Below are 23267 nucleotides of genomic sequence, written 5' to 3' on the forward strand. Positions count from 1 at the left end.
TGAAATAGCGGCAAGGCACTCTGTGCGAAACCGAATAACGTATATTCTTATTTATCGACATCATTCCGTTTTTTGTGAAGTCATTTTTTCGGCTATAATGGATAAGGTAAGTAATTATTCATCTGTGGAGAAAACGGAGTGATACATGTGGGTGTAAAGCATGGTAGAGATTACGGTGAAATCCTAACGGATTTGACTGAGGCTGTCGGAAGAATTTCCGATGGGTACTTATTTTTTGAAATGGATCCGGAAGAGTGGCAAGAATTGCCGCAGGAATCCAAGATGGAGGTATGGGAGGCGCTAGCTGAGGATCTTTTCTTCGCGCTGGGTAATGAACCTATGATTGAGGTGGGGAGCGGCGTTATCATCTACGATAAGGACACGCACCGCATTAATATTTTAGTCGGAGAAGAGGATTTAGCCTCTGTTGTTTTGATTTAGGAAGAGGGGGCGGCGGGGCGTAATTTGCCCGTAGTTAGTAGCCCGTGTTAAAATTGGTGTAGCCGAGTTATAATCGCTGGGATTCTTGAATACATTTAATCGAAAATATTGCCTTTATCCTGGCACATCCCTTGGACCTCAGAAGCTAAGGGATGTTTTGTTTAGCGAATAAGACGAGTAAAGGGACCTGCGGATTTTACTGCAATTTTTAGTAAGGGAGGAAACGAATTGTTATTTACGGAAGAAGAACTGCGTGAGCAGATCAGCAAGCTGGAAGGTTGGAAGCTCGAAGAGAATACCATGGTGCGAAAATATATGTTCAGCCAATATATGAAGGGTATTGCTTTCGTTGATGAAGTAGCCACCATTTCAGAAGCCTTTGATCACCATCCACATATTACGATTGATTATAAGACAGTGACTTTACGACTGAAATCAAATGAGGAAGACGGTATTACAGCTCTAGATATTCGAGAGGCACATGAATTTAATGAAGCCTTTGAGAAAAATCGTTAGTGTCACCCAAACTCATAAATAAACGCCCGTGCGCAGATAGTGAACTATCTTCTGGCACGGGCGTTTTTAGTTGCTTAGGTAGTAGTTACTGTTACTTTTTCTCTGAGAGCCAGAGGGCGACGTTTGCGATCTCCTCAGGGGCTAGCTTTTCTTTAAAGGAAGGCATTTGACCGCGTCCCTTAGTGACGATGCTGTAGATTTCTTCAGCATCATGCTGACCGCCTTCATTTTGAAGACTAGGGCCAACTCCACCTTGAAGCTGATCGCCGTGACAGGTGATACAGCTGGCTTTCACGGTTGCTTCTGCCTTTGCCGCATCCAATTGAACTACCGGCATTGTGGGTTTATTCTGTTCAGCTACCTCTTCTTTACCTGGAAGTGTAAACATAAGTACTACCGCAAAGGCACAGGCGGCAAAAAACAAACCGCTCATGATCCATTTCTGCATCCCAGTTCGTCCCTTCTATGTAAGCTGCTCCCTACATTATAGCTCAAGGTGAAGCGTTATCATAGGGTTTGTGACAAAAAAATGAACGATAATACCATCAATTGATTGAAAAATATGGATTTTAATATCATTTCTCATAGACCATGCAATAAAAAGGTTTGTTTCCTGATGGGGTTAAGCGCTCATACGTATCTGTAATCGTAAATCCACACTTTTGGTAAGTTCGGATCGCCCGCTGGTTCCAGGTCAATACCTCTAGATCAATCTCACGCTCAGGATAACGAAGCAAGGCTTCTTGCACGATTGCATCCATGAATAATTTGCCTAGCCCTTTACCGCATAGATCAGGTTGCATGCCAATCCCCAAACGTACAACACCTTCCATCGGGAACAACTGCGCGAATCCACACAAAGCTTCTTGCCCATTTAATATGGAGACATATTGCTCATTCCGTAGCTGAGGATCACCGAACTCGATGCCTAGAGCCTGCATTTGTTCCCACGGCATCCAGCCGTAAATATTATAAGGGGGGATGTAATTCCAATTGCATATCTCTTCCGCGTGACTAGTCTCCATAGGAGTTACATGAAAAGTAACCGAGGGATTTATCATAAGGTCAAAGACCTCCTTTCACGTGGGTTATAACGCTTGCCGTCCTTACGAGTGCCGAAGGCGTTTATACTTGTAACTAATTATATACAAAAAGAGGGGGCATCGACTCAGAAAATTTATAAGGAATATTGTTTTACAAATTTTGAGAGGGGTAAATATTAAATAAGACAAAAAAACAAGCTCTTCCCCAAGAATTAACCTCTTGGAAAAGAGCCTATGTACGTTCTACTTATTGAACATCATCATTATCTTCTGTCTCAGAAGCAACAGAATGATAAGCATCAGTGCTCATAATCCGTTTAGCACCGATATAGCGTTTTACGTAGTAGCTATCACTCAGGGAGCTAATCGTTACACCGCGTGAGGAAGATGCGTGTGCAAACTTGCCTTCACCGACATAAATGCCGACGTGGGAAACACCCTTACCACTTGTATTGAAGAATACAAGATCTCCTGATCTTAAATCATCTCGGGAGATAGCAGTACCCATTTGATACTGGGAACCTGATTGGTGTGGTAGGTTGATACCGATTTTATCAAAAACATACATTGTAAATCCGGAGCAATCAAATCCATTTGTGGAGATCCCGCCGGATACGTATTTAGTTCCGATGGTCTTGTCGATCACTTTATCCATTTTGGAATCCGCGAAAGCGCTTCCTGCTCCGATGGTGAAGATAATGGAAAAGCTGAGTACAGCTGCTGCTAACTTCTTCTTCAAAAGTTTATACCCCTTCCAGATGCCTACGAGGTTAGCTTAAGGGTTCGGTTGAAGGTCCCCTATGACCCCTCTAAAAATGGAGGTCAATTCACCCAAAGTTGGTTCCCCCGTTTCCCTAATAGTTAGGAAACTCGGCTCAGACTGTTGATTAGGAATAGCTTGTAATCAATACATGACAAAACCTTTGTAAATAACAACTTAATGATTACAAAAATGTTACTAAAATCTTACTGCAGTTATTGTAACAAACAGAGTGCCGCTTGGCAATCGTTTTTAACCTAATCATGCAGAAAAATTCATATATTTAAAGACAAAATGCATATGTAAGCGATAATATTAAACTTATTTTTATATTTATTGAAATTTTTATCAAATAAAAGTGTTTAAAGTCTGTTCTAGAGGTGTAAAGATTATAATAAGGCAAAAGAAAACCTGGATTCGATTAAGGTGATAATCAAATCCAGGTCTATATAGTTGTAATTGTGAGGTTATAGTTGTGGGGAAGTATTAATCGTAGGCTACAGCTTGATATGAGGAAGTACTCATTACTCTTTTAGCGCCAACGTAGCGATTGGCCCAGTAGGACTGGCTAAGTGAAGTGATGGTCACGCCATATGAAGATGATGATTGTGCGAATTTTCCGTTTCCAACATAAATGCCGACATGGGATACGCCATTGCCCAATGTGTTAAAGAAAACTAGGTCACCTGAACGCAATTTGCTTTTGGCTACAGGAGTTCCAACATTATATTGAGCTTTTGAAGTGCGGGGCAAAGAAAGACCCACCTTCTTGAATACATACGTAGTGAATCCAGAACAGTCAAACCCGGCAGTGCTAGTGCCTCCGGTTTTATAGGCAACTCCAATTGTCTTTGAAATAACACTGTCCATCTTAGAATCTGCAAAGGCACTTCCTCCACCAATAGAGAACGCCATCACAAGTCCCAGCGCCGCAGCGACGCATGCTTTTCTTAAATTCTTCAAAAAAATTGTACCCCTTCCAATGCCTGTGAGGTTAGCTTAAGGATTCGGTAGAAGGTTCCCCTATGATCACTGCAAAGCGAGATCAATTCACCCAAAATATGGTTCCCCCACTTCCCGGTGCAAGGAATTCGGCGTTTTATGCACCAGATAGTGACTTATCGACAAGACTACGATGAATACATGAAGTTATGTAGAAATCGTTTCAAATGATTACAAACTTGTTACTAATGGAACAGGACTTATTGTAACAAAGTCTTTACGATTTTGCAAATCGTCATAATTTGTCTATAACGCGAAAGAGTCCCGGCTCCTGATTTAGGAACCGGGACTCTTATATTATGTGTTGTAATGCCATAAATTATTGTGGAAATGCTTTACTGCGCCATAGATGATATTGAGCGGAGATTCCCCACATTTTGAAAAGTGTCGAGGGCAGTGATGAGAGTTGACGAATAAGAAGTGCCGGCAGGCCAGGACAGAAGATACCGGATAGTCCGCACACTAGCAGAAGGATAAGGCCCGCTGCACCAAGTATGATTGAAATGCCTAGTGCAGGAATCAGTGACTTTATACAGATGAATAGGGAAGAGAACATCCCCGTACCGCTGGTATAACCAAACTGCATATATAGAAGGAACAGGCGAACGATAAAGATGTATATAAGCCATGCCAATACGTATGGAAGTAGATGAAGTAACAAAGAGGAGTTCAGAAAGGAAGATAAGAACAGCCCGTACATTTTTGGAGCGAGCCAGTATAACGGCAATAGAGCCAGCACCCATTCGATTAAACTAAAGATAAACACTGGAAATCCATAAAGCTTCATGCCGGGAAAAAAGAACAGGCCTCGCTCTCCTTTTCTCTCCTGATGGAGTTCATGCAGTAATCCTGCTCTTATGAAGGGGGAGAGCAGCAGTCGTAAGAGAACAAGCCCTAGGAACATCCATAACCAATTACGTATCTCAGGATCTGTGTTCAAGCTGAACTGCCCTTCGACATAATAGAGTAGTCTACCCATTCCACTGCCTCCAGCGTCTTTATCTGGGTAGCGCAGTAGAATTGGAACGATAGCAGACCGGATGAAGCCGTACATAAAGTAGCCCCAGAGCAGTCGATAGATGAAGAGCAGAATCAGAATATAAAATTGCTCCTTCATGCTTTGCCAGCCGCGGGTTATCGATGTTCTCACAATCATTCACCTCACCAGACAAGAGTTCCGAGCACAGTTTCAACTAATTTAGTTACACTTAACGTCCAGCGGGAGAGTGTTTTGGGCTCTATTTCCGCCAGTCTGAAGTTATTAAGATGTTTGTTTTCTAAAAGAACGGTATGCTCAGGATCAATCTCAGCAGAGAGGAGAAGTTTATCGCTTAACAGCTGAAACGTAGTCTCTGCTCCTTCACCGTTCCAGACCCGCTCTGCCGCAGAACCGTCAGCGAATGTGAATTTAATGGGAACGTCAACGTAATGACTCCCTTTGTTTGTAATTTTCACTATGGATTCGTAGCTCTGAGCCTCGCTGCTGCCATTCTTTTTAATCGTAATCGTATCTACTGAGAAATCAGGAGCACCGCCACCATAAACATAATCCTCGAAATAAGGCTGCCACGATTTTTTGGTTACCTTCTCAACGACTTTTTGAAAATCAGATGTAGTGGGATGCTGGAAACGGAATTTACGTGCGTAAGTAGACATGATACTGTTCATTGCTTTAGCGCCTACTTGGCGTTCAATATCCTTAAGTACTAGCTTTCCGCGAATATATACATTTCGGCTATACGATTCTGCCCCGTCATATTTCCATGTCTCTAAGTTCAGCGGCTCTGATTTGGTCACCAGGCTAGATTGCAGAGGGAGATTAGCTTTGACACCATATTCCTGCTCCATGAGTTTGTCTTCAGCGTAAGAAGTGAAGCTTTCGTCTAACCAAGCCTCTTCGAATTCATTGCTGGCGACCATACCGTAGAAGTATTGATGGCCAATTTCATGAACGACGGTTCTCTCAAGTGAAGTATCAGGTGAAGAGTCCGTGGCTCCAAAGGCTGTAATGAGCGTAGGATACTCCATTCCTCCTGCACCATTACCCTCCTTAGGTGGAACGATAATAGACAGAGTGGAGTAGGGATAAGGACCATACCATTTACTGAAGTAGGTCAGGGCAGCCTTAGCGGCCTGAAGGTATCGTTCCTTTAAGTCTTTGTGCAATGGATCGAGATAGACCTTGATCCGTACACCAGGTACTTCTGGTGTAGAGAAGGCTTCTTCAGCTACTGTGAAATCAGGGGAAGCCGCCCAAGCGAAGTCATGGACATCATCAGCGTAGAATTGATATATTTTTTGATCTTGTTTCAGTTTGGCATTCTTTACAGGAAATCCGGTCGCAGCTACCGTATAGTTAGAAGGAACTGCAATCGTTACATTAAAGATGCCAAAATCGCTGTAAAATTCAGAGGTGCCGTGATATTGATGTAAATCCCAGCCTTCTTCCTTAACCCCGCGTGTGCCCATAGGCTCGTATACACTAAGCTTAGGGAACCATTGCCCAGCCATCACGAAATTCCCTGATGTACCCATACGGGCAAATATTTTGGGAAGCTGGACCTCGTACTTTAGTTTAAGTGTGACACTTTCTCCTCCATTAACCGGTTGTGGGAGATGCACCTTTAGGAGTGTCTTATCGTTGACGTTACCATCGTCGGGTTGTACAAATTGTACTCGTTGCATTAGCGATGTTCCTTCTGTCGTGCGCAGATCGGTTAGAGTCATACTTCCGAAGCCGTTCTCTGGCATGGTGTCACCCCTGAGCGTTCCTCCGGATTCCTTCATAAAAGTAGTATCTGGTGAGGCAAAAGCATTTGGGTACATATGAAAATATAGATCACTTACAGGTTTTACACCGGGGTGTGTCCAGGTTACCGTCTCAGAAGCGATTAAGGTTTCTGTATCTGGAACAAGCTGAACATCGATGTGGTACTCGACAACCCGATGACTTAATGCTTCCTCTGCCGGAACGGGGGCGCTATCAGGAAGATTTTGCTGTGGTGCAGCAGCAGGAGCTGTGCCACTGGAGGACTTGGCCTCTTTTGAAACAAAGCTAGTAACAGAAGTTGTGGAGTTATCCCCCGAATAGACCCATATTCCTCCTAGTAGCACGAGGGCGGCCAGGGTCGCAAAGATGATAATGTACCTTAATGACAGTGACTTCATACTGTGATTCCTCCCGTGACAAGCATCTACGGGATGTATATGTTTGCAATCGCCGCATTATTAGCTAAAATTAAATTATTCGTAAGAGGAAGGGTGTGCACTCGTGGACAACATACAACCGGAGGGCAAGAAACAGATTGCCTTAAATATTGTGAATGCCAAAAGTAAACATAAAGGCTTTGGAGCAGGCTCTATTGAGCTCAATAACGTATCGCCTGTCATTATTGATGGCGGTGAAGCAGTCATTGATATCGGTGCCATGCATGCCAAGAGTAAGGTTGAAAAGGGTATTAAATTCTCCATGAACCGTGAAGATGTACCTAATGGAAGACAGGTTTGGGTGGTATGGGTAGCAGTGGACCGTACCCAGGATAGTCAATTCTATGGTGGAATAACAGCTTGTGAAATGTGGATTGATACGGAAGCGCGTCGTGGCTGGAAAATCCTCGCCGAGCATGTCAATAAGCTGGATGGGGCTCTAAAACGCAAAATCGATGTGGGAGGGCTTGGTGCAGTTGAAAAGGCTGCGCTAAAATCCCTCTTGATCTCTCATAATGAGGCATGGTGGACCGCATCCTCCGATGAACTCAAGGCTGCTCTGACCGAGTAGGAACAATCACCCGGTCAAGATTAAAGGATACAGTAAAAAGGCTTCGACACCCTGAAATAGGAGAGTCGAAGCCTTTTTTGCTATACATGAATTTAGTTTACGATTTGCTTCCCGTACTAAGTTTGCGTTTGAGTTGACTTACTCTGGCTTGACTGATCCCCAGGATTTCAGCAAGCTCTTTCTGATTGGCATATGGATGATCATCTATGGCCCGCTCCAGGCGTTGGCACATATCCTCTGTTTTCGTCTTCCGGATCGTGCTGCTGTGCTCTGACACTTCGCTAGCAAAATCTTGGCGTGTCTCCGGCGCTTGAGACATGCGTTCAGGATCGGCAATTTCTTTTAGACAGCTACTGCAAATAAATTGCTCTTTATAGTAGGTGACATGGTCGTGGCTTCTGCAAAACGTACATTCTGTCGAGGTGTACTTCCTGAGTATGATGGTGTTATCGTTTAATATAAAAAATTCGATAGGATCACCAATGTCGATATTACGAGTCATACGGATTTCTGCGGGAACCACAATTCTCCCAAGACTGTCTAAACTCCGGATCATGCCTGTATCCTTCATCCCATGTCCCTCATTTACATCTTTATATTTTGGTTGCTACTAACTATTATAGCAGTAATTGTGAGTTAAGAGAATGGGGTGATTACATAAAATGAAGCGGTTACATCCTTTGCGGGAGAAGTGAAAATTGAATTTGCCCATCCTATCAATTCTGCAATAAATAAGTTATAAAAAAGAAAAACCTCTTCAATAAATGAAGAGGGCTAATTCAACCACCAGCGCTTAATATTGTTCCACAGAGAACGATTTTCTTCAGCAGGATCTACTTTGCTTTGTGCATCATCGGCAGCGGGACCTTTGCCGTGCTGATCACAGTATTCGGTGGGCTCAGTTCCACTAATGAAAGTCTCTAGTTCTTTTTCGGGACAGGCTGCTGTCGCTAGCTTGCCGGACTGCGGATTGATGTATACACTAACCACGCCATCTGGAATGGGGAAAATCTTAGGCGGGATATTTTCCAGAGCTTTTTCAGTGAACTCCGCGAAAATTGGAGCTGCCCGTCGACCGTCGGTAGTTGTAATGTCGCGCCCCTTGTCATATCCAACCCAAACAGCAGTGGATAGCTCGGGGGTGAAGCCTACCATCCAGCCATCTGTATCCGTAGTTCCAGTCTTGCCGGCTACCGGACGTTTGATTATAGAAGCTACACGGTTCCCAGTTCCTCCAGTCTCAAATACTCCCTCCATTAAACGGGTTAACACATAGGCGGCAGAAGGTTCTACAACGGCTTCACCCTTTGGCTGTGGAGCTTCATACAGGACCACACCCTTTGAATCCGTTATTTTTAGAATGGCAGTGGTGGGCATTTTCTGACCACTGTTTCCTATAACAGCAAAAGCTGCAGCCATTTCTAGCGGACTGATTGGTGAGGTGCCGAGTGCCAGTGAAGGAACACTTTGAAGCGGGCTGTCAATGCCCATCTTGGCTGCCATCTCGCTCACTTTATCCGCACCGATCTTCATGATTGTATTCACAGCATAAATGTTGTCGGATGCTGCAATAGCTTGTCGCATGTTGATTTCCCCTAGATACTTATCCCCGAAGTTCCGAGGCTGGTAGGTTTTGCGATTGTTATCATAATGGAACATCGTTGGCTGGCTTTTGAAAACGGAAAGACCCGTCATCTCTTTGGAAGAAAGTGCGGCTAAATACATGATTGGCTTAAAGGATGAGCCAGGCTGACGTGTAGTGGCTAGAGCATGATTGTATTGGTTGGTACGATAATTTTTTCCGCCGACCATTGCTTTAATGTAGCCAGTTCGAGGATCAATGGAAACAAGAGCCGTCTCCAGATCACTCTTTTGATCCATCTCTTTGTCGACGGCTTGTTCTGCGGCATGCTGCATGTCAGGGTCTAGGGTAGTGTAAACATTTAGTCCCCCTTGCTCTAGCTCATCACTGCTGATGTGAAGAGATTCTGTGGCGAGATTGCGGATATAATCTCTGAAATAAGGTGCAGCCACAGTGGTATCCTTCTGGCCTTGTGGTTTTAAGTTCAAGTCTTCCTGCACTGCCTGCCCCGCTTCTTCTTGCGTAATTTCTCCTAAATTAGTCATGACGGTCAAAATAATTTTTTGGCGTTTTTTAGCGTTGTCTAAATGATTGTATGGCGAATAGTAGGTCGGTCCTTTTGGAATCCCAGCTAGCATGGTACTCTCTGCTAAGTCTAAATCTGCTGCAGATTTGCCAAAATACATCTGAGAGGCTGCTTCAATGCCATAGGCACCATGACCATAGTAGATGTTATTTAAATACATGTTCAAGATTTCATCTTTGCTGTATTTCATCTCAAGCTGCATCGTATACAAGGCTTCTTTGGCCTTGCGCGTCCATGTCTTTTCGTGGGATAGATAGAGATTTCTCGCGAGCTGTTGAGTTAGCGTACTAGCGCCTTGTGTTCGATTTCCCTCTTCCAGATTGACGAGTACGGCCCGCGCCATCCCCTTCATATCGAATCCGGAATGCTCGTAAAACTTACGGTCCTCGACGGCTAGTGTGGCTTCAATAAGCAGGGGAGAAATTTGACTTAATTTGACCGGTTCACGGCTACGCCCGTCTGAGGTAAAGGTGGCAAGAATATTGCCTCTGGAGTCGAGTAGCTTGGAGCGCACATCGTCGCCAATGGGAGGAAGATCCTTTTGATATAGGTAACCGAGCAGAGCTCCCGTGGTCAGTAGAAACAATATAATCATGGCTAGCAGCAGCCGGAATAAACGGCGGAAGCGGCTTTTTCGTTTAGGTGGATTTGTTGATTCACGTGTCATGGCACCAGACTCCCTTCTCCTTGTATTATGGGATAGGAACTGGAAGGATATTCATTGTATAACTAGGCGATCTGTGAAAGGGACTATTGCCGGAGGCGATTTAAATAGGAGATGACAAACTGTTTCCATTTTGTGACTATTCAATGGTGGATCATGCGTGCTTCAGGAGGTATAAAAGAGTAGAGATTGAAAGCGAGGGTATATATACAATAGGAGGTGTCACTATGAACTGGACGAAAAAGATTCACAGAACGACAATAACCGCCCTTTCGGCGACGTTAATAATGGTTTCAGGCTGGGGTGCATCAGCTTCTTCTGTACATGCTGCGGCATCAGCCACGCCTGCGGCTTGCGGCACTGGAGACCATGGGCTACTACAGTCTCTGCAAAATAAGCATTCAGGAGACGTATCCACACCGCTTACCTTTTCTGATGTTCAGTTTTTGAATGGAGATATCGGACGGGCAGCAGGTAATGGATTTATGATTGGCACTTCTGATGGAGGCTGCAATTTTCAAGCGATTTATGAAGGCCAATGGAGCTTTAAACAGATTGATTTTCCCGATAACGTGCATGGTTTTGCCCTTGCTTCTGTAGAAGACGGTCAAGCTCGATATTTAATCAGTACCTCTAATGGCGGCTCAGAATGGAAAAGACTTTCGAATAAAGCGGTTAGCTTTGAAAGAATCGATTTTATCGACAGTAAGATTGGTTTCGGGTATAACAGGGCATCAACGTATTACACCAAGGACGGGGGACTTAGCTGGAGTAAGATTTCAACCCCATCCAATACACGCGGTGCTTATTTCAGTGATCGTAATACCGGCTGGGCCGTTGTAACTGTGCCTGGAACCGGCTACCGGGTAATGAAGACTACAGATGGTGGCAAAACTTGGAGTTTATCGTTAAAGGTAGCCTTTACCGATCCAGAGTATGGGCAAATCACTTCAAAGGGAGATCAAGTTGATGTGGTTCTCTTTGGCGGCTCAGGGATGAGTCAAACCTCATACTCCCTATATACAAGTACGAGTAAGGGTAAAAGCTGGAATAGAGTGATCGCTCAGGAAACTGCTGGGGGTGGACCTGCTCCGGGTAGTGGAAAAGCTGTAGTAAATAAAGGGCCTGCGTCTGGCAGACCGGGAAATTTGGAGCTGATAGGGAACAGTACGACCTTCTTGGTGGGTTATTCCGACGCAGCAGAAAAAGTAGCGGTAGGACGCACGTATAACGGTGGTAAGCAGTGGACCAATCTTCCGGCGATTGCTGGGTATGATGGGGTAATCTCTTTCACTAGTAATAAAGAAGGCTGGCTGGCCGTTCGCGAGCGCGATTATGCATCGTTATATGTAACGAAAGATGGTGGCGCTTCTTGGCAGCTTAGGTTTTCGTTAAAAATTCTGTCCTTGTAATCGGTGATTTGTAAAGGTAGTAAGCGAGTTAACAGAGCGTTATAGTTAACTAGACGGTTCCTGAGGGGACCGTTTTTTTGTGATTATGAAGCCGGGTGCACTCATGTGCAGTTTTACTACATGTTCCAAGTGTGCTTTTATCCATCAATATGGTAAAATTTTATGAGCTAAGCTAGATCTATTGGATTCAAAGATTGAAATGCTTCTTTGAACTGGATATAGTGTACAATGGGAAAGCGAATAGGCCTTTGATAAAATATAAAAATGTTTAAGTTTCACGATAGACGTTTTTCTTATGCAGAATGCAGAGGCTTGCAGAATGGAGGAACGTGTGATGCCCGAATTACAGTCTGACAAATATGACGTCTCTATTACGCTCGTAAGCCTTCAAGAGGGTCAGCGGAATGTTATGAAAGCGAATGGAGAGGTAGTATCCAAAGGACCGCATCTATATATTCAATATGAAGAGTTAGAGCAGGGCCCTCGAGGAGAGGAAGTTTCTGTTCGTACAACAATAAAGATTGCAGGCAATCAGCTAAAGCTAATCCGCCACGGTGGGATACAGTCGGAACAGAGCTTTCAATCTGGACGGCGTCTACCGGGATTTTATCGTTCGCCATATACACAGTTTAATCTTTCTACAGAAACGAACAAGCTGGACGTGGTTCGCGAAGGGCGTTCCTTAACGGTCGAATGGGAATATGATTTGTACGTTTACGATGAATTGTCAGGAAAGTTTGCTATTAGTTTGCATATACAGGAGGAACCGAAATTATGACACAGAGAAAGAATCCGTTGGAGCTTGTAAATGAACGGGTAAAAGAAGCCATTGCCGATGCAATTGTGAATGCAGGAATTGTTGCACCGGAAGAGGTTCCGGATATCGTACTGGAAGTACCAAGAGATAAGGCACATGGTGATTTGGCTACGAACGCTGCTATGCAGTTGACCAAAATCGCAAAACGTAATCCGCGCCAGATTGCTGAGGCAATTATAGAACATTTGGATACAAGCAGCGCTTCTATTGAAAAGGCTGAGATTGCCGGACCAGGCTTTATTAACTTTACGTTGTCCAAGAATTATTTGTACCCAATTATCAGCCTTGTTGCTGAGCAGGGTGATGATTATGGCCGTATTAACATCGGTCAAGGTCAGAAGGTTGAAATGGAATTCGTCAGTGCCAATCCAACGGGTAGCCTTCATTTAGGACATGCTCGTGGTGCTGCTGTCGGCGATGCGCTTTGCAATGTACTCGATTATGCAGGCTATCAGGTGACAAGGGAATATTATATTAATGATGCCGGTAACCAAGTAGTCAACCTGTGTAAATCCATTGAAACTCGTTACCTGCAGGAGCTGGGCCAAGAAGCAGAAATGCCTGAAGACGGTTACCATGGCGAGGACATTAAGGGATTTGCTAAAGAGCTTGTGGCTGAAAAGGGTGATACACTGCTCGAAATGAGCCCAAGTGACCGCGCAGCTTTTTTCCGGACCTATGGACTTAATAAAGAGCTCGATAAAATCAAACGCGATCTGGGGCTATTCCGCGTAAACTTCGATATTTGGTTCAGTGAGACTTCGCTGTACGAGAACGGAGAAGTGTTACGCTCGCTAGACGAGCTTCGTGATCGTGGAGAAGTATATGAGCAGGATGGGGCAACCTGGCTGCAAACGACTAAGTATGGCGATGATAAAGACCGCGTTCTGATTAAGAACGATGGCACATATACCTACCTTACACCGGACATTGCTTATCACAGCGATAAGTATGGCCGCGGTTACGATAAAATGATTAACATTTGGGGTGCGGATCATCATGGCTATATTCCGCGGATGAAAGCAGCGATGGCAGCACTTGGCAATGATCCTGAGAAGCTAGTGGTTCTGATTGCTCAGATGGTCAGTCTGTTCCAGAATGGTGAAAAGGTTAAAATGTCGAAGCGTACCGGCAAAGCGGTTACGATGGAAGATTTGATGGAGGAAGTAGGAATCGACGCGATTCGATATTTCTTCACCATGCGTAGCATGGATTCCCATCTCGATTTCGATATGGATTTGGCGATCTCTACTTCTAATGAGAACCCTGTATTCTACGTTCAATATGCGCATGCACGTATCTGCAGTATCTTCCGTCAGGCAGAAGAGCAAGGGATCTCCATTCCTGATTACGCTGAGATTGACTTCTCCAAGCTGACAGCAGTGCATGAATATGACTTGCTGCGCAAAATTGGTGAGCTCCCAGCAGAAATTGCTGTTGCTGCGGAAGGTTATGCTCCACATCGCCTCATCCGTTATGTATATGAGCTGGCTGCGATGTTCCACAGTTATTATAAAGCTGAACGTGTAATTACAGAGGATGCCGCTCAAACAGTAGCCCGTCTTGCCCTGCTTGGCGCTGCGCGCACTACCATTGCTAATGTCCTGCGTCTTGTCGGTGTTTCTGCACCGGATCGCATGTAATTCAACATCAAACGACAAAAAATCCGCCTTCCGGTTCCCCCGGAGGCGGATTTTATTTTTTGCCGTTCTTCGCATCGGCACAAGCTGCGCTCACGTCAGAGTGACCCACCCGGTGCCCGGGTAGGGTCTATACGTTCGCGGAGACCGCCCGCTTGGCCCTAACTCCTGCTTTCAGCAGGCGTAGGGCATCGGCAGCGCCGCCGCCAAGGGATGCGCGTCGCTGCCCCTTGCGCAGCCGCACCGGGGATGCGGTGCGCCGCAAGAGCAGCTTCAGCTCCCTTGGCGAGAGCCCCGGTCGCACCGCGAGCAGCAGTGCAGCGGCTCCCGTAACATGCGAGGTCGCCATGGAGGTGCCGCTCATCTCTTTGTAGCCCTCCCTTAGCCAACAGGAGGGCACGCCTTCGCCGGGGCCGTATACATCGATGTAAGAACCGCGGTTGCTGAAGCCGGCAACACGATGTCTTTTATCGATGGCACCCACGGCAATCGTCTCAGGATAACGTGCGGGGTAATCTCCGCCACGCTTGCCATCATTCCCTGAGGAGGCAATGATAGCGATTCCGGCTCGGTACGCTTTTATAACCACATTATGAAGTGCTTTGCTTCTAGTTTTCATTCCGAAGCTCATATTGATGATATCGATTCTGTTCTGCACACACCAATCAATGCCCAGTACTATGTCCGACACATAGGCGGAGCCGCTATGATCAAAGGCCTTGACTGGATATAGCAACGCTCGTGGAGCTACGCCCATCATCCCGCGTGTTCCGCCTGCCGCGGCAAGCGTGCCGGCGATGTGAGTCCCGTGTCCATTATCATCTAGCGGCAACATCCCGCGGTGTAGTAAGTTGACCCCAGAGGCTAATGAATGCTTCAGATCGGGATGGCGGTAATCAGCACCTGTGTCGATTACGCCGATTTTAACGTGAACTCCAGTTGATTTAGACCATGCCTGAGGGGCATGAATGGCTTTCACTCCCCATGGGAGTGTGGCGGTTCCGCTCTTTTCGTTAGCTATAGAATGGATTTGTATTTGTAGATCCTCTTCAACATTTAGAAGGTCTGCAAATCGGCTCATTAGTTTTCCAGCTCCGGCAGCAGGCACAAAGAAGGCCCGAATCAGCGGAGATACCTGCACTTGCCGCAGCTCGGGCTGCTTCGCTTTCAGAGCCTTCCATTGTGTAAATGCTCCGGCATACTGGCGGGGATCATTGAAGGTAAGAATACGCCGCTCACCATTGTTGGGGGCAACCGATATTTCTTCAAGAAGCATGTGCCAAAATTTGTGATAGTCCATAGGATTTGCTGTCCCCTCCTCGGTGCCCTGCTGCCATATTGTATGAGTGGAAGAGGGGGTCCGAATGGGAACTTGCCCTTTTTTAACGAAATGGGCTGCCCATCGTGTCAAAAGACGGCGCTTTACATAAAATAGACAGAAGAGATTAACACTCTCTTTGTAACATCACGTAAGGAGCCGATCCTTGGCGTGGATACAGTCATGCGCGGAGGGTTTCCTCCGCCTTTTTTAATAATAAAAGGGAGTAAAAGTCTCACACGGGTACATATGTTTTAGATTTCTTCTTCTTCAAGATAGAGACAGGTTTCTGCTACGGATAAGTGCTGGAGGACTCTTTCTGTTAGCTGATACCGCTTTTGACTTGCAATTTGTTGTCAAATAGGTTTTACTTAGTTTTGTTAATGGATATTATTGAAATAAACCGTAATGTGAACAATGCGTGAGAGGAAGTGTCCTTTAGTGAGTACGCCACTCAATTTAAAGCTAGACCCTGAGAAAGTTAAAGAAATGCCGATGGTGGATTTGGCTTTTCTAGTCCTTAAGGCAGCCAATACACCCTATTATTACCGTGATCTGATGGTCGAAGTAGCCAAGCTGCGCGGCATGACCGATCAACAAAGCCAAGATACTATTGCCCAGTTATATACCGAGATTAACATTGATGGGCGTTTTGCCTGTGTTGGAACCAACCTTTGGGGATTGAAACGCTGGTATCCTCTAGAGCGTTCTGATGATCCGGTTGGTAACACCAAACGTGTACGTATCATCAACGATGAAGATGACGATTTGGAAGACGACGACTTTGCTGAAGAAGAAGAAAACTACGCTGCTGAAGAAGAGGATTTTGACGCTATCGACGAAGATCGCGACGACCTCTATTCCGACGACGACAGCGAAGAAGAAGTCGACGAAGATGTCGTGATCGATGAAGATGACATAGACGAAGATGACACAGATGAAGACGATGCAGAAGATGACTCAGATGAGGATGCAGAAGCTGACGAGTAAGATAAATAATTTCAAAGAGTCTCGCTGATGGTATAATTCCTCCCTTGACAGTGGGGGATCGTCAGAGTAAACTATTGCATGGGCTTATCATGTAAGTTAATAAACGCGTTTTTTAAAATAAAAAGTGCCCCGGTTCTACGGGTGTCACTTTTTTGTTTTTTTAGATGCAAAGTAGCTGTAGTTTTATGTAATTCGCGGGACGACGCCTTATGTTTTCCCCGGTGTATTAAACTTTTGATTTCCCCTGTTTTGATGATAGTAAAACGGGTTACGATAAACACCATGCGTTGTTGAATGTCTGGACTTTATTTAGGAGGGTTTTACAGTGACAAAGTATATTTTTGTAACGGGTGGCGTTGTGTCTTCCCTAGGCAAGGGCATTACAGCCGCTTCGCTGGGCAGGCTGCTCAAAAACAGAGGTCTAAAGGTAACGATTCAGAAATTTGATCCGTATCTTAACGTAGACCCTGGAACAATGAGTCCTTATCAGCACGGTGAAGTATTCGTAACAGATGACGGTGCGGAGACTGACCTTGACCTTGGACACTATGAACGGTTTATTGATATTAATCTGTCAAAGAACAGCAATGTAACGACAGGCAAGATCTATTCATCCGTAATCAGCAAGGAACGTCGTGGAGAGTATTTGGGCGGAACTGTACAAGTTATCCCACACATTACGAATGAGATCAAAGAACGCGTGTTCCGCGCAGGTCGCGAGACCAACTCTGATGTTGTAATCACAGAGATTGGTGGAACTGTAGGTGATATTGAAAGTCTTCCGTTCCTAGAAGCCATTCGTCAAATCAAGAGTGATATCGGACGGGAAAATGTGATGTATATCCACGTAACCTTGATTCCTTATATCAAGGCTGCTGGAGAAGTGAAGACAAAACCGACACAACACAGTGTAAAAGAGCTGCGCAGTATCGGTATTCAACCGAATGTCATCGTGTGCCGTACGGAATATGAACTTTCCGCAGATATGAAAGCGAAGATCGCACTCTTTTGCGATATTGATGCTAATGCTGTCGTGGAATGCCGCGATGCTTCAACATTGTATGAAGTTCCACTGAATCTTCGTGATGAAGGATTGGACGAGATTGTTGTTAACCATCTGAAGCTTACAACACCTGCGCCAGATATGCGTGAATGGGAAAGTATGCTTGAGCGGATTCAGAAGCTAGAGAAAACAGTGGAAATTGCGATTGTTGGTAAGTATGTAGCTTTGCATGACGCTTATTTGAGTGTTGTTGAGTCACTTTCACACGCAGGTTTTGCTTCCAATGCAGAAGTTAAACTTCGCTGGGTCAATGCAGAAGAAATCACGGATGAGAACGTGGACGAAATGCTGCGCGGTGTTGGCGGTATTCTAGTTCCTGGTGGTTTCGGTGATCGGGGAATTGAAGGCAAAATCTCCGCGATTCGTTATGCCCGTGAGAAATTGATACCTTTCTTCGGAATTTGCCTAGGTATGCAAGTTTCCGTAATCGAATATGGCCGTTCTGTTCTAGGTCTAAAAGGTGCGAATAGCTCCGAAATCGATCCGAACACACCATATCCACTGATCGATTTGCTTCCTGAGCAGAAGGATATTGAAGATATGGGCGGTACTATGCGTCTTGGTTTGTATCCTTGTAAGATTGCTGAGGGTTCCCTGGCAATGTCTTGCTACGATGATGAACTGGTATACGAGCGTCACCGTCACCGTTATGAGTTCAATAACACGTACCGTGATGAGATTGAAAAAGCAGGTCTGGTTATTTCCGGAACCTCACCAGATGGTCGTTTGGTCGAAATTGTAGAACTTCCTGGACATCCATGGTTCTTGTCGGTTCAATTCCATCCGGAATTCACTTCACGTCCGAACCGTCCACAACCTTTGTTCCGTGAATTTGTCAAAGCTTCTTTAACTCATTCCGAACAGCAATAGGTTGTAAACATAATCGTAACTTACGTGCGAGTTTTTAATTAAATCTGAAGAGCCTCCTATTGGAGGCTCTTTTTTTAATTATTAGAATGTATAAGTTGTTCACCGATCTTTTATGTCCAATATTTCTCACTTAAACGCTTACCGTCCTTATAAGGACGCCGAAGGCATTTATGCTTGTTTACCCATTTTGGAGAGTTCCGAAAATGACATCACTGCAATTCAGGCTCTTTATTTACCCATTTTATCCAATTAGAAGGATTTGGGCATTGAAGCACGAATAATAGGTTTCGTATGGAGTTAATTTCTGAAGGGGCCGTTAGCTGTGGAGAGCGCGGTATAGTCAATCTGGCTTAATCTCTGGGAGGGTGTTATATGGAAAAAAAGAAAGTGTTAATTGTCGATGATCAGAATGGGATTCGGATTCTTCTTATGGAAGTATTTAATAGCGAAGGATATACGACATTTCAAGCAGCTAACGGAAAACTGGCTTTAGACATTGTTCGCAGCGAGTCTCCTGACTTGGTTCTGCTCGATATGAAAATACCGGGAATGGATGGACTCGAGATTTTGAAGCATCTAAAAGAGCTGAATCCGTCCATTAAGGTCATTATGATGACGGCTTACGGAGAACTGGATATGATTAAGGAGGCTACCAAGCTAGGCGCATTGATGCATTTTACAAAGCCATTTGACATAGATGAAATGCGGGTAGCGGTCAATATGCATCTTCATAATAAGTCAGTAGATCAATGCAGTTAAAGTGACATTTTCTGTATTGATCCTATTTGGTTATGGTGATTATAAACAGGTTGAGTCTAATTGCTATACGGGCTGGATAAAAATCGTCCCACCGGGACATTTTTTTGTTTATCCTATTTAGTATTTGACTCAGGATGTGTTATAATAAGCCTGTATGTGATGTCGGTTTAAAAACATAGCCAACCAACATTCTTAGGAGGATGAAACCATGCCATTAGTATCTATGACAGACATGTTGAACAAAGCACTTGAAGGAAAATACGCAGTAGGTCAGTACAACATTAACAACTTGGAGTGGACTCAAGCTATTCTTGGTGCCGCTGAACAAGAAAAATCACCAGTAATCCTTGGTGTATCCGAAGGCGCAGCACGTCACATGGGCGGCTTCACTACTGTTGTTAAGATGGTAGAAGGTCTAATTATCGATATGAATATCACAGTTCCTGTAGCTATCCACCTTGACCATGGATCAAGCTTTGATAAATGTAAGGCAGCAATTGATGCTGGATTTACATCCGTAATGATCGACGGTTCCCACCACCCAATTGATGAGAATATTGATATGACTAAAAAAGTCGTTGAATATGCTCATGCTAAAGGTGTTTCCGTAGAAGCAGAAGTAGGTACTGTTGGTGGACAAGAAGACGACGTTATCGGCGGCATCATGTATGCTAAGCTGGATGAGTGCGTTCGTATTGTTAAAGAAACAGGTATCGACACTTTGGCTCCTGCTCTAGGTTCTGTTCATGGTCCTTACCATGGTGAGCCTAACCTCGGATTCAAAGAAATGGAAGAAATCCGTGACGCTACTAACATCCCAATGGTTCTTCATGGTGGTACAGGTATTCCTGAACATGACATCAAGAAAGCTATCTCCCTGGGTACTTCCAAAATTAACGTAAACACTGAGAACCAAATCGTGTTTGCAAAAGTTGTTCGCGAAGTTCTAGCTGCTAAACCGGATGCTTATGATCCACGTACATTTATCGCACCAGGTCGCGACGCAATCAAAGAAACCGTTATCGGTAAAATCCGCGAATTTGGATCCAACAACAAAGCCTAATCATTGTTAGTTTCCGCCTTAGGTGGACAAGCAATTTGTAAAGGGCAGGGTGTAGCTCTGCCCAGTTGAATAGTTTGATGAGGAAAGCACACCGCTTAGCCGGTGTCTTTCCATTTTCATCACTAAAAGTCCACAGCACGTATTGCCCGCACAGCTGCAATACACGTAGGGGGAAATTGATAAATCTATGGAAAAATTAATGATTGGCGGTGGACGTCCGCTAGAGGGCGTTGTAACCATCAGTGGAGCAAAGAATAGTGCTATTGCACTTATTCCTGCGGCGATTTTGGCCGAATCTGAAGTTGTTCTTGATAATTTACCGTCCCTTAGTGATGTAGCCGTTTACTCTGAAATCTTGCAAGAGCTTGGCGCAAGTGTATCTTGGTCAGGCAACCAGATGAAAATTGATCCTTCGCGTATTGTATCTATACCTATGCCTAATGGTCCGGTTAAGAAACTTCGAGCCTCATATTATATGATGGGAGCTCTGCTTGGAAGATTCAAAGAAGCGACAATAGGTCTTCCTGGTGGTTGTAATTTCGAACCTCGTCCCATCGATCAGCATATCAAGGGATTCGAGGCACTGGGAGCAACAGTTACAAACGAACATGGTTCTATCCACTTATATGCTAAAGAGCTACGCGGCGCGAAGATTTATTTAGACGTATCAAGCGTAGGTGCCACTATTAACATCATGCTGGCGGCTTCACGTGCCAAAGGCTCCACAATTATTGAAAATGCGGCTAAAGAGCCTGAGATTATAGATGTAGCAACCCTATTGAACTCTATGGGCGCTGTTATTAAAGGCGCTGGTACAGAAACCATCCGAATCGAAGGGGTCTCGGAAATGCACGGCTGCCGTCACTCCATTATTCCCGATCGGATTCAAGCAGGAACTTATATGATTGCCGCTGCGGCTACGCGTGGTAATGTGTTGATAGATAACGTTATTCCTAAGCACTTGGAAGCATTAACGGCCAAGCTTTTAGAGATGGGCGTTGATATTGAAGAGCTTGATGAGAGTATTCGTGTTATAGGTAGAGCTAAATATGAACATGCAGATGTCAAAGCGCTGACCTACCCTGGCTTTCCTACAGATTTACAATCTCCTATGACAAGTATGTTGACGCAGGCAGAAGGTGTTAGTGTTCTTAGTGATTTCGTCTACAGCAACCGTTTTAAGCATGTGCCAGAATTGGTACGAATGGGCGCAAAGATTCGCGTTGAAGGCCGTTCTGCTATTATTGAGGGTGGTAAGCTTAATGCTGCAAAAGTAAAAGCGACCGATCTACGGGCAGGTGCTGCTCTTGTTATTGCTGGGTTGACGGTAGAGGATGGAATCACCGAGGTGACCGGCGTAGAATATATTGACCGTGGTTATGATAATTTAGTGAGTAACCTTCGACAACTAGGTGCTCATGTTTGGCGTGAGAACGAATAAAATTAGGATATCCCGTTTGGAGGGAGGTTTATTTGCTGATTTACCGCATATATCCTTCCAAATTGGGTATTAATATCCTAACGGGCATTTTAATAGACTCATCATTTTGCCTAGTAGATAGACTAGGGCGAACTCATTTAAAAATTGAATAGGTGGTTATTACATGGATCTTCAAATTTCCGATTTGGAAGAAATGAAGCTGACCGAGTTGTATAAGCTGGCCAAGAAATACCAGATTCCTTATTACGGACAGCTGAAGAAACGGGAACTGATCTTTGCGATCCTTCGGGCACAGGCAGAGCAAAGCGGTCTTATGTTTATGGAAGGCGTACTGGAAATTCTACCCGAGGGCTATGGATTTCTAAGGCCGATTAACTATTTGCCCAGCGCTGAAGATATTTATATCTCAGCCTCACAAATTCGGAAGTTTGATCTCAGAAGCGGAGATCTTGTATCTGGGAAATGCCGGACGCCGAAAGAAAATGAACGATATTTTGGCCTGCTTCAAGTCAATGCCGTTAATGGTGAGAACCCTGCTAGCGCAGCGGAGCGACTTCATTTTCCAGCATTAACACCACTTTATCCGCAAGACAAGCTACCGCTTGAAACATCCCCTACTCATTTGTCTACCCGAATAATGGATTTGCTCGCTCCTGTAGGTTTGGGGCAGCGGGGTTTGATTGTAGCACCTCCTAAAGCAGGAAAAACGCTCCTCTTGAAAGAAATTGCCAATAGTATTTCCACTAATAATCCTGAGATTGAGCTCTTTGTATTGCTTATAGATGAACGTCCTGAAGAAGTAACCGATATGCAACGTTCTGTAAAAGGCGAAGTGGTTGCATCGACGTTTGATGAGCTTCCAGAGAATCATATTAAAGTGGCCGAACTTGTGTTGCAAAGGGCTCTTCGTTTAGTTGAGCACAAGAAGGACGTAGTTATTCTTTTAGATAGCATTACCCGTCTGGCGCGTGCGTATAATCTTGTGGTTCCGCCATCTGGACGCACACTTAGCGGAGGGATTGACCCAGCAGCGTTTCATCGACCGAAGCGGTTTTTTGGCTCTGCACGGAATGTGGAAGAGGGCGGTTCACTGACTATTTTAGCAACGGCTTTAATTGATACCGGGTCACGTATGGATGACATTATTTATGAAGAGTTTAAGGGTACCGGTAACATGGAGCTTCATTTGGACCGCAAATTGGCAGAACGCCGTATTTTCCCTGCTATTGATATTCGCCGTTCAGGTACACGCCGGGAAGAAGTACTCTTGAGCAAAGAAGAGCTTGATACGATCTGGGCGATTCGCAAAAACATGAATGAATCCTACGATTTTGTGGAGGGATTCATCAAAAAGCTGCGTGATACAAAGACTAATGCTGAATTCTTAGCCTCCTTTGACGTTGCGGGAGCTAAACAATCACCAAATGGAACTGCAAGCAGCGGAGGAACTTCCAACAGTGGTACGGCTGCTCGTCGCACAACACGGGCGAAGACTTCTTCAGTACCTACAACTTGAGAATTG

General features: G+C 44.8%; 21 protein-coding genes and 2 riboswitches. Of the genes, 12 read left to right on the forward strand and 9 right to left on the reverse strand.

The window, feature by feature from the left end:
* Positions 1-147 precede the first annotated feature (147 nt).
* A complete protein-coding gene (locus tag R50345_RS00530; protein WP_042131745.1) occupies positions 148-441 on the forward strand; it encodes a hypothetical protein in 294 nt (97 codons plus the stop codon).
* Between the two features lie 228 nt (positions 442-669).
* Complete coding sequence (locus R50345_RS00535) at positions 670-957, forward strand: 4a-hydroxytetrahydrobiopterin dehydratase (RefSeq protein ID WP_042123209.1); 288 nt, start codon at positions 670-672, stop codon at positions 955-957.
* 91 nt (positions 958-1048) lie between these two features.
* Here R50345_RS00535 and R50345_RS00540 read toward each other — a convergent pair whose 3' ends face one another.
* The 6 genes from R50345_RS00540 to R50345_RS00565 all read right to left on the reverse strand — a co-directional run bounded on the left by R50345_RS00540 (position 1049) and on the right by R50345_RS00565 (position 6930).
* A complete protein-coding gene (locus R50345_RS00540) occupies positions 1049-1405 on the reverse strand; it encodes a c-type cytochrome (protein WP_042123211.1) in 357 nt (118 codons plus the stop codon).
* A gap of 127 nt (positions 1406-1532) precedes the next feature.
* The gene (locus R50345_RS00545) at positions 1533-2018 is read right to left on the reverse strand and encodes a GNAT family N-acetyltransferase (protein WP_042123213.1); all 486 of its coding nucleotides are present in this window, start codon (positions 2016-2018) and stop codon (positions 1533-1535) included.
* A gap of 229 nt (positions 2019-2247) precedes the next feature.
* A complete protein-coding gene (locus R50345_RS00550) occupies positions 2248-2739 on the reverse strand; it encodes a C40 family peptidase (protein WP_042123215.1) in 492 nt (163 codons plus the stop codon).
* Between the two features lie 5 nt (positions 2740-2744).
* A riboswitch (cyclic di-AMP (ydaO/yuaA leader) is annotated at positions 2745-2886 on the reverse strand.
* Positions 2887-3246: 360 nt separating this feature from the next.
* On the reverse strand, positions 3247-3675 hold the full coding sequence (locus tag R50345_RS00555) for a C40 family peptidase (RefSeq protein ID WP_042131746.1): 429 nt from the start codon (positions 3673-3675) through the stop codon (positions 3247-3249).
* A gap of 53 nt (positions 3676-3728) precedes the next feature.
* Positions 3729-3867, reverse strand: a riboswitch (cyclic di-AMP (ydaO/yuaA leader).
* Positions 3868-4081: 214 nt separating this feature from the next.
* On the reverse strand, positions 4082-4912 hold the full coding sequence (locus R50345_RS00560; RefSeq protein WP_042131747.1) for a hypothetical protein: 831 nt from the start codon (positions 4910-4912) through the stop codon (positions 4082-4084).
* A gap of 11 nt (positions 4913-4923) precedes the next feature.
* Positions 4924-6930: a M1 family metallopeptidase gene (locus R50345_RS00565; protein ID WP_042123217.1), complete on the reverse strand. Its 2007-nt coding sequence runs from the start codon at positions 6928-6930 to the stop codon at positions 4924-4926.
* A gap of 103 nt (positions 6931-7033) precedes the next feature.
* Between R50345_RS00565 and R50345_RS00570 the strand changes: the two genes are divergently transcribed.
* The gene (locus tag R50345_RS00570; RefSeq protein WP_042123218.1) at positions 7034-7540 is read left to right on the forward strand and encodes a YwhD family protein; all 507 of its coding nucleotides are present in this window, start codon (positions 7034-7036) and stop codon (positions 7538-7540) included.
* 97 nt (positions 7541-7637) lie between these two features.
* Here the strand turns inward: R50345_RS00570 and R50345_RS00575 are convergent, their stop codons facing one another.
* Together R50345_RS00575 and R50345_RS00580 are read right to left on the reverse strand one after the other, a co-directional pair.
* Positions 7638-8111 carry an AbrB/MazE/SpoVT family DNA-binding domain-containing protein gene (locus R50345_RS00575; RefSeq protein WP_042123219.1) on the reverse strand — a complete coding sequence of 158 codons (474 nt, stop codon included), beginning with the start codon at positions 8109-8111 and terminating at the stop codon, positions 7638-7640.
* A gap of 203 nt (positions 8112-8314) precedes the next feature.
* On the reverse strand, positions 8315-10375 hold the full coding sequence (locus tag R50345_RS00580; protein WP_042123220.1) for a transglycosylase domain-containing protein: 2061 nt from the start codon (positions 10373-10375) through the stop codon (positions 8315-8317).
* Between the two features lie 224 nt (positions 10376-10599).
* Here R50345_RS00580 and R50345_RS00585 point away from each other — a divergent pair, with 224 nt between their 5' ends.
* The 3 genes from R50345_RS00585 to argS all read left to right on the forward strand — a co-directional run bounded on the left by R50345_RS00585 (position 10600) and on the right by argS (position 14244).
* Positions 10600-11784, forward strand: coding sequence for a beta propeller repeat protein (locus R50345_RS00585; RefSeq protein ID WP_052414409.1), 1185 nt, complete (start codon positions 10600-10602; stop codon positions 11782-11784).
* A 334-nt stretch (positions 11785-12118) separates the two neighbouring features.
* Positions 12119-12562, forward strand: a complete 444-nt coding sequence (locus R50345_RS00590; RefSeq protein ID WP_042123221.1) for a YwiB family protein — start codon at positions 12119-12121, stop codon at positions 12560-12562.
* On the forward strand, positions 12559-14244 hold the full coding sequence (gene argS, locus R50345_RS00595) for an arginine--tRNA ligase (RefSeq protein ID WP_042123222.1): 1686 nt from the start codon (positions 12559-12561) through the stop codon (positions 14242-14244). The genes R50345_RS00590 and argS overlap by 4 nt, the downstream gene beginning before the upstream one ends.
* A gap of 127 nt (positions 14245-14371) precedes the next feature.
* On the opposite strand, the gene R50345_RS00600 is transcribed toward argS, so the two are convergent.
* Positions 14372-15541 carry a S8 family peptidase gene (locus R50345_RS00600; protein ID WP_042123224.1) on the reverse strand — a complete coding sequence of 390 codons (1170 nt, stop codon included), beginning with the start codon at positions 15539-15541 and terminating at the stop codon, positions 14372-14374.
* A gap of 459 nt (positions 15542-16000) precedes the next feature.
* Between R50345_RS00600 and rpoE the strand changes: the two genes are divergently transcribed.
* The 6 genes from rpoE to rho all read left to right on the forward strand — a co-directional run bounded on the left by rpoE (position 16001) and on the right by rho (position 23261).
* Positions 16001-16549, forward strand: coding sequence for a DNA-directed RNA polymerase subunit delta (gene rpoE, locus R50345_RS00605; protein WP_042123225.1), 549 nt, complete (start codon positions 16001-16003; stop codon positions 16547-16549).
* A 325-nt stretch (positions 16550-16874) separates the two neighbouring features.
* A complete protein-coding gene (locus R50345_RS00610; RefSeq protein ID WP_042123227.1) occupies positions 16875-18482 on the forward strand; it encodes a CTP synthase in 1608 nt (535 codons plus the stop codon).
* Positions 18483-18854: 372 nt separating this feature from the next.
* Positions 18855-19241: a response regulator gene (locus tag R50345_RS00615; protein ID WP_042123230.1), complete on the forward strand. Its 387-nt coding sequence runs from the start codon at positions 18855-18857 to the stop codon at positions 19239-19241.
* Between the two features lie 208 nt (positions 19242-19449).
* Positions 19450-20304 carry a class II fructose-1,6-bisphosphate aldolase gene (gene fba / locus R50345_RS00620; protein WP_036679934.1) on the forward strand — a complete coding sequence of 285 codons (855 nt, stop codon included), beginning with the start codon at positions 19450-19452 and terminating at the stop codon, positions 20302-20304.
* Between the two features lie 187 nt (positions 20305-20491).
* Entirely contained in the window at positions 20492-21745 is a 1254-nt protein-coding gene (locus R50345_RS00625) for a UDP-N-acetylglucosamine 1-carboxyvinyltransferase (RefSeq protein WP_042123233.1), read from the forward strand.
* Positions 21746-21908: 163 nt separating this feature from the next.
* A complete protein-coding gene (rho, locus tag R50345_RS00630) occupies positions 21909-23261 on the forward strand; it encodes a transcription termination factor Rho (protein ID WP_042123234.1) in 1353 nt (450 codons plus the stop codon).
* Positions 23262-23267 lie beyond the last annotated feature (6 nt).

It is taken from the genome of Paenibacillus sp. FSL R5-0345 (assembly GCF_000758585.1).
Lineage (GTDB): Bacteria > Bacillota > Bacilli > Paenibacillales > Paenibacillaceae > Paenibacillus_AQ.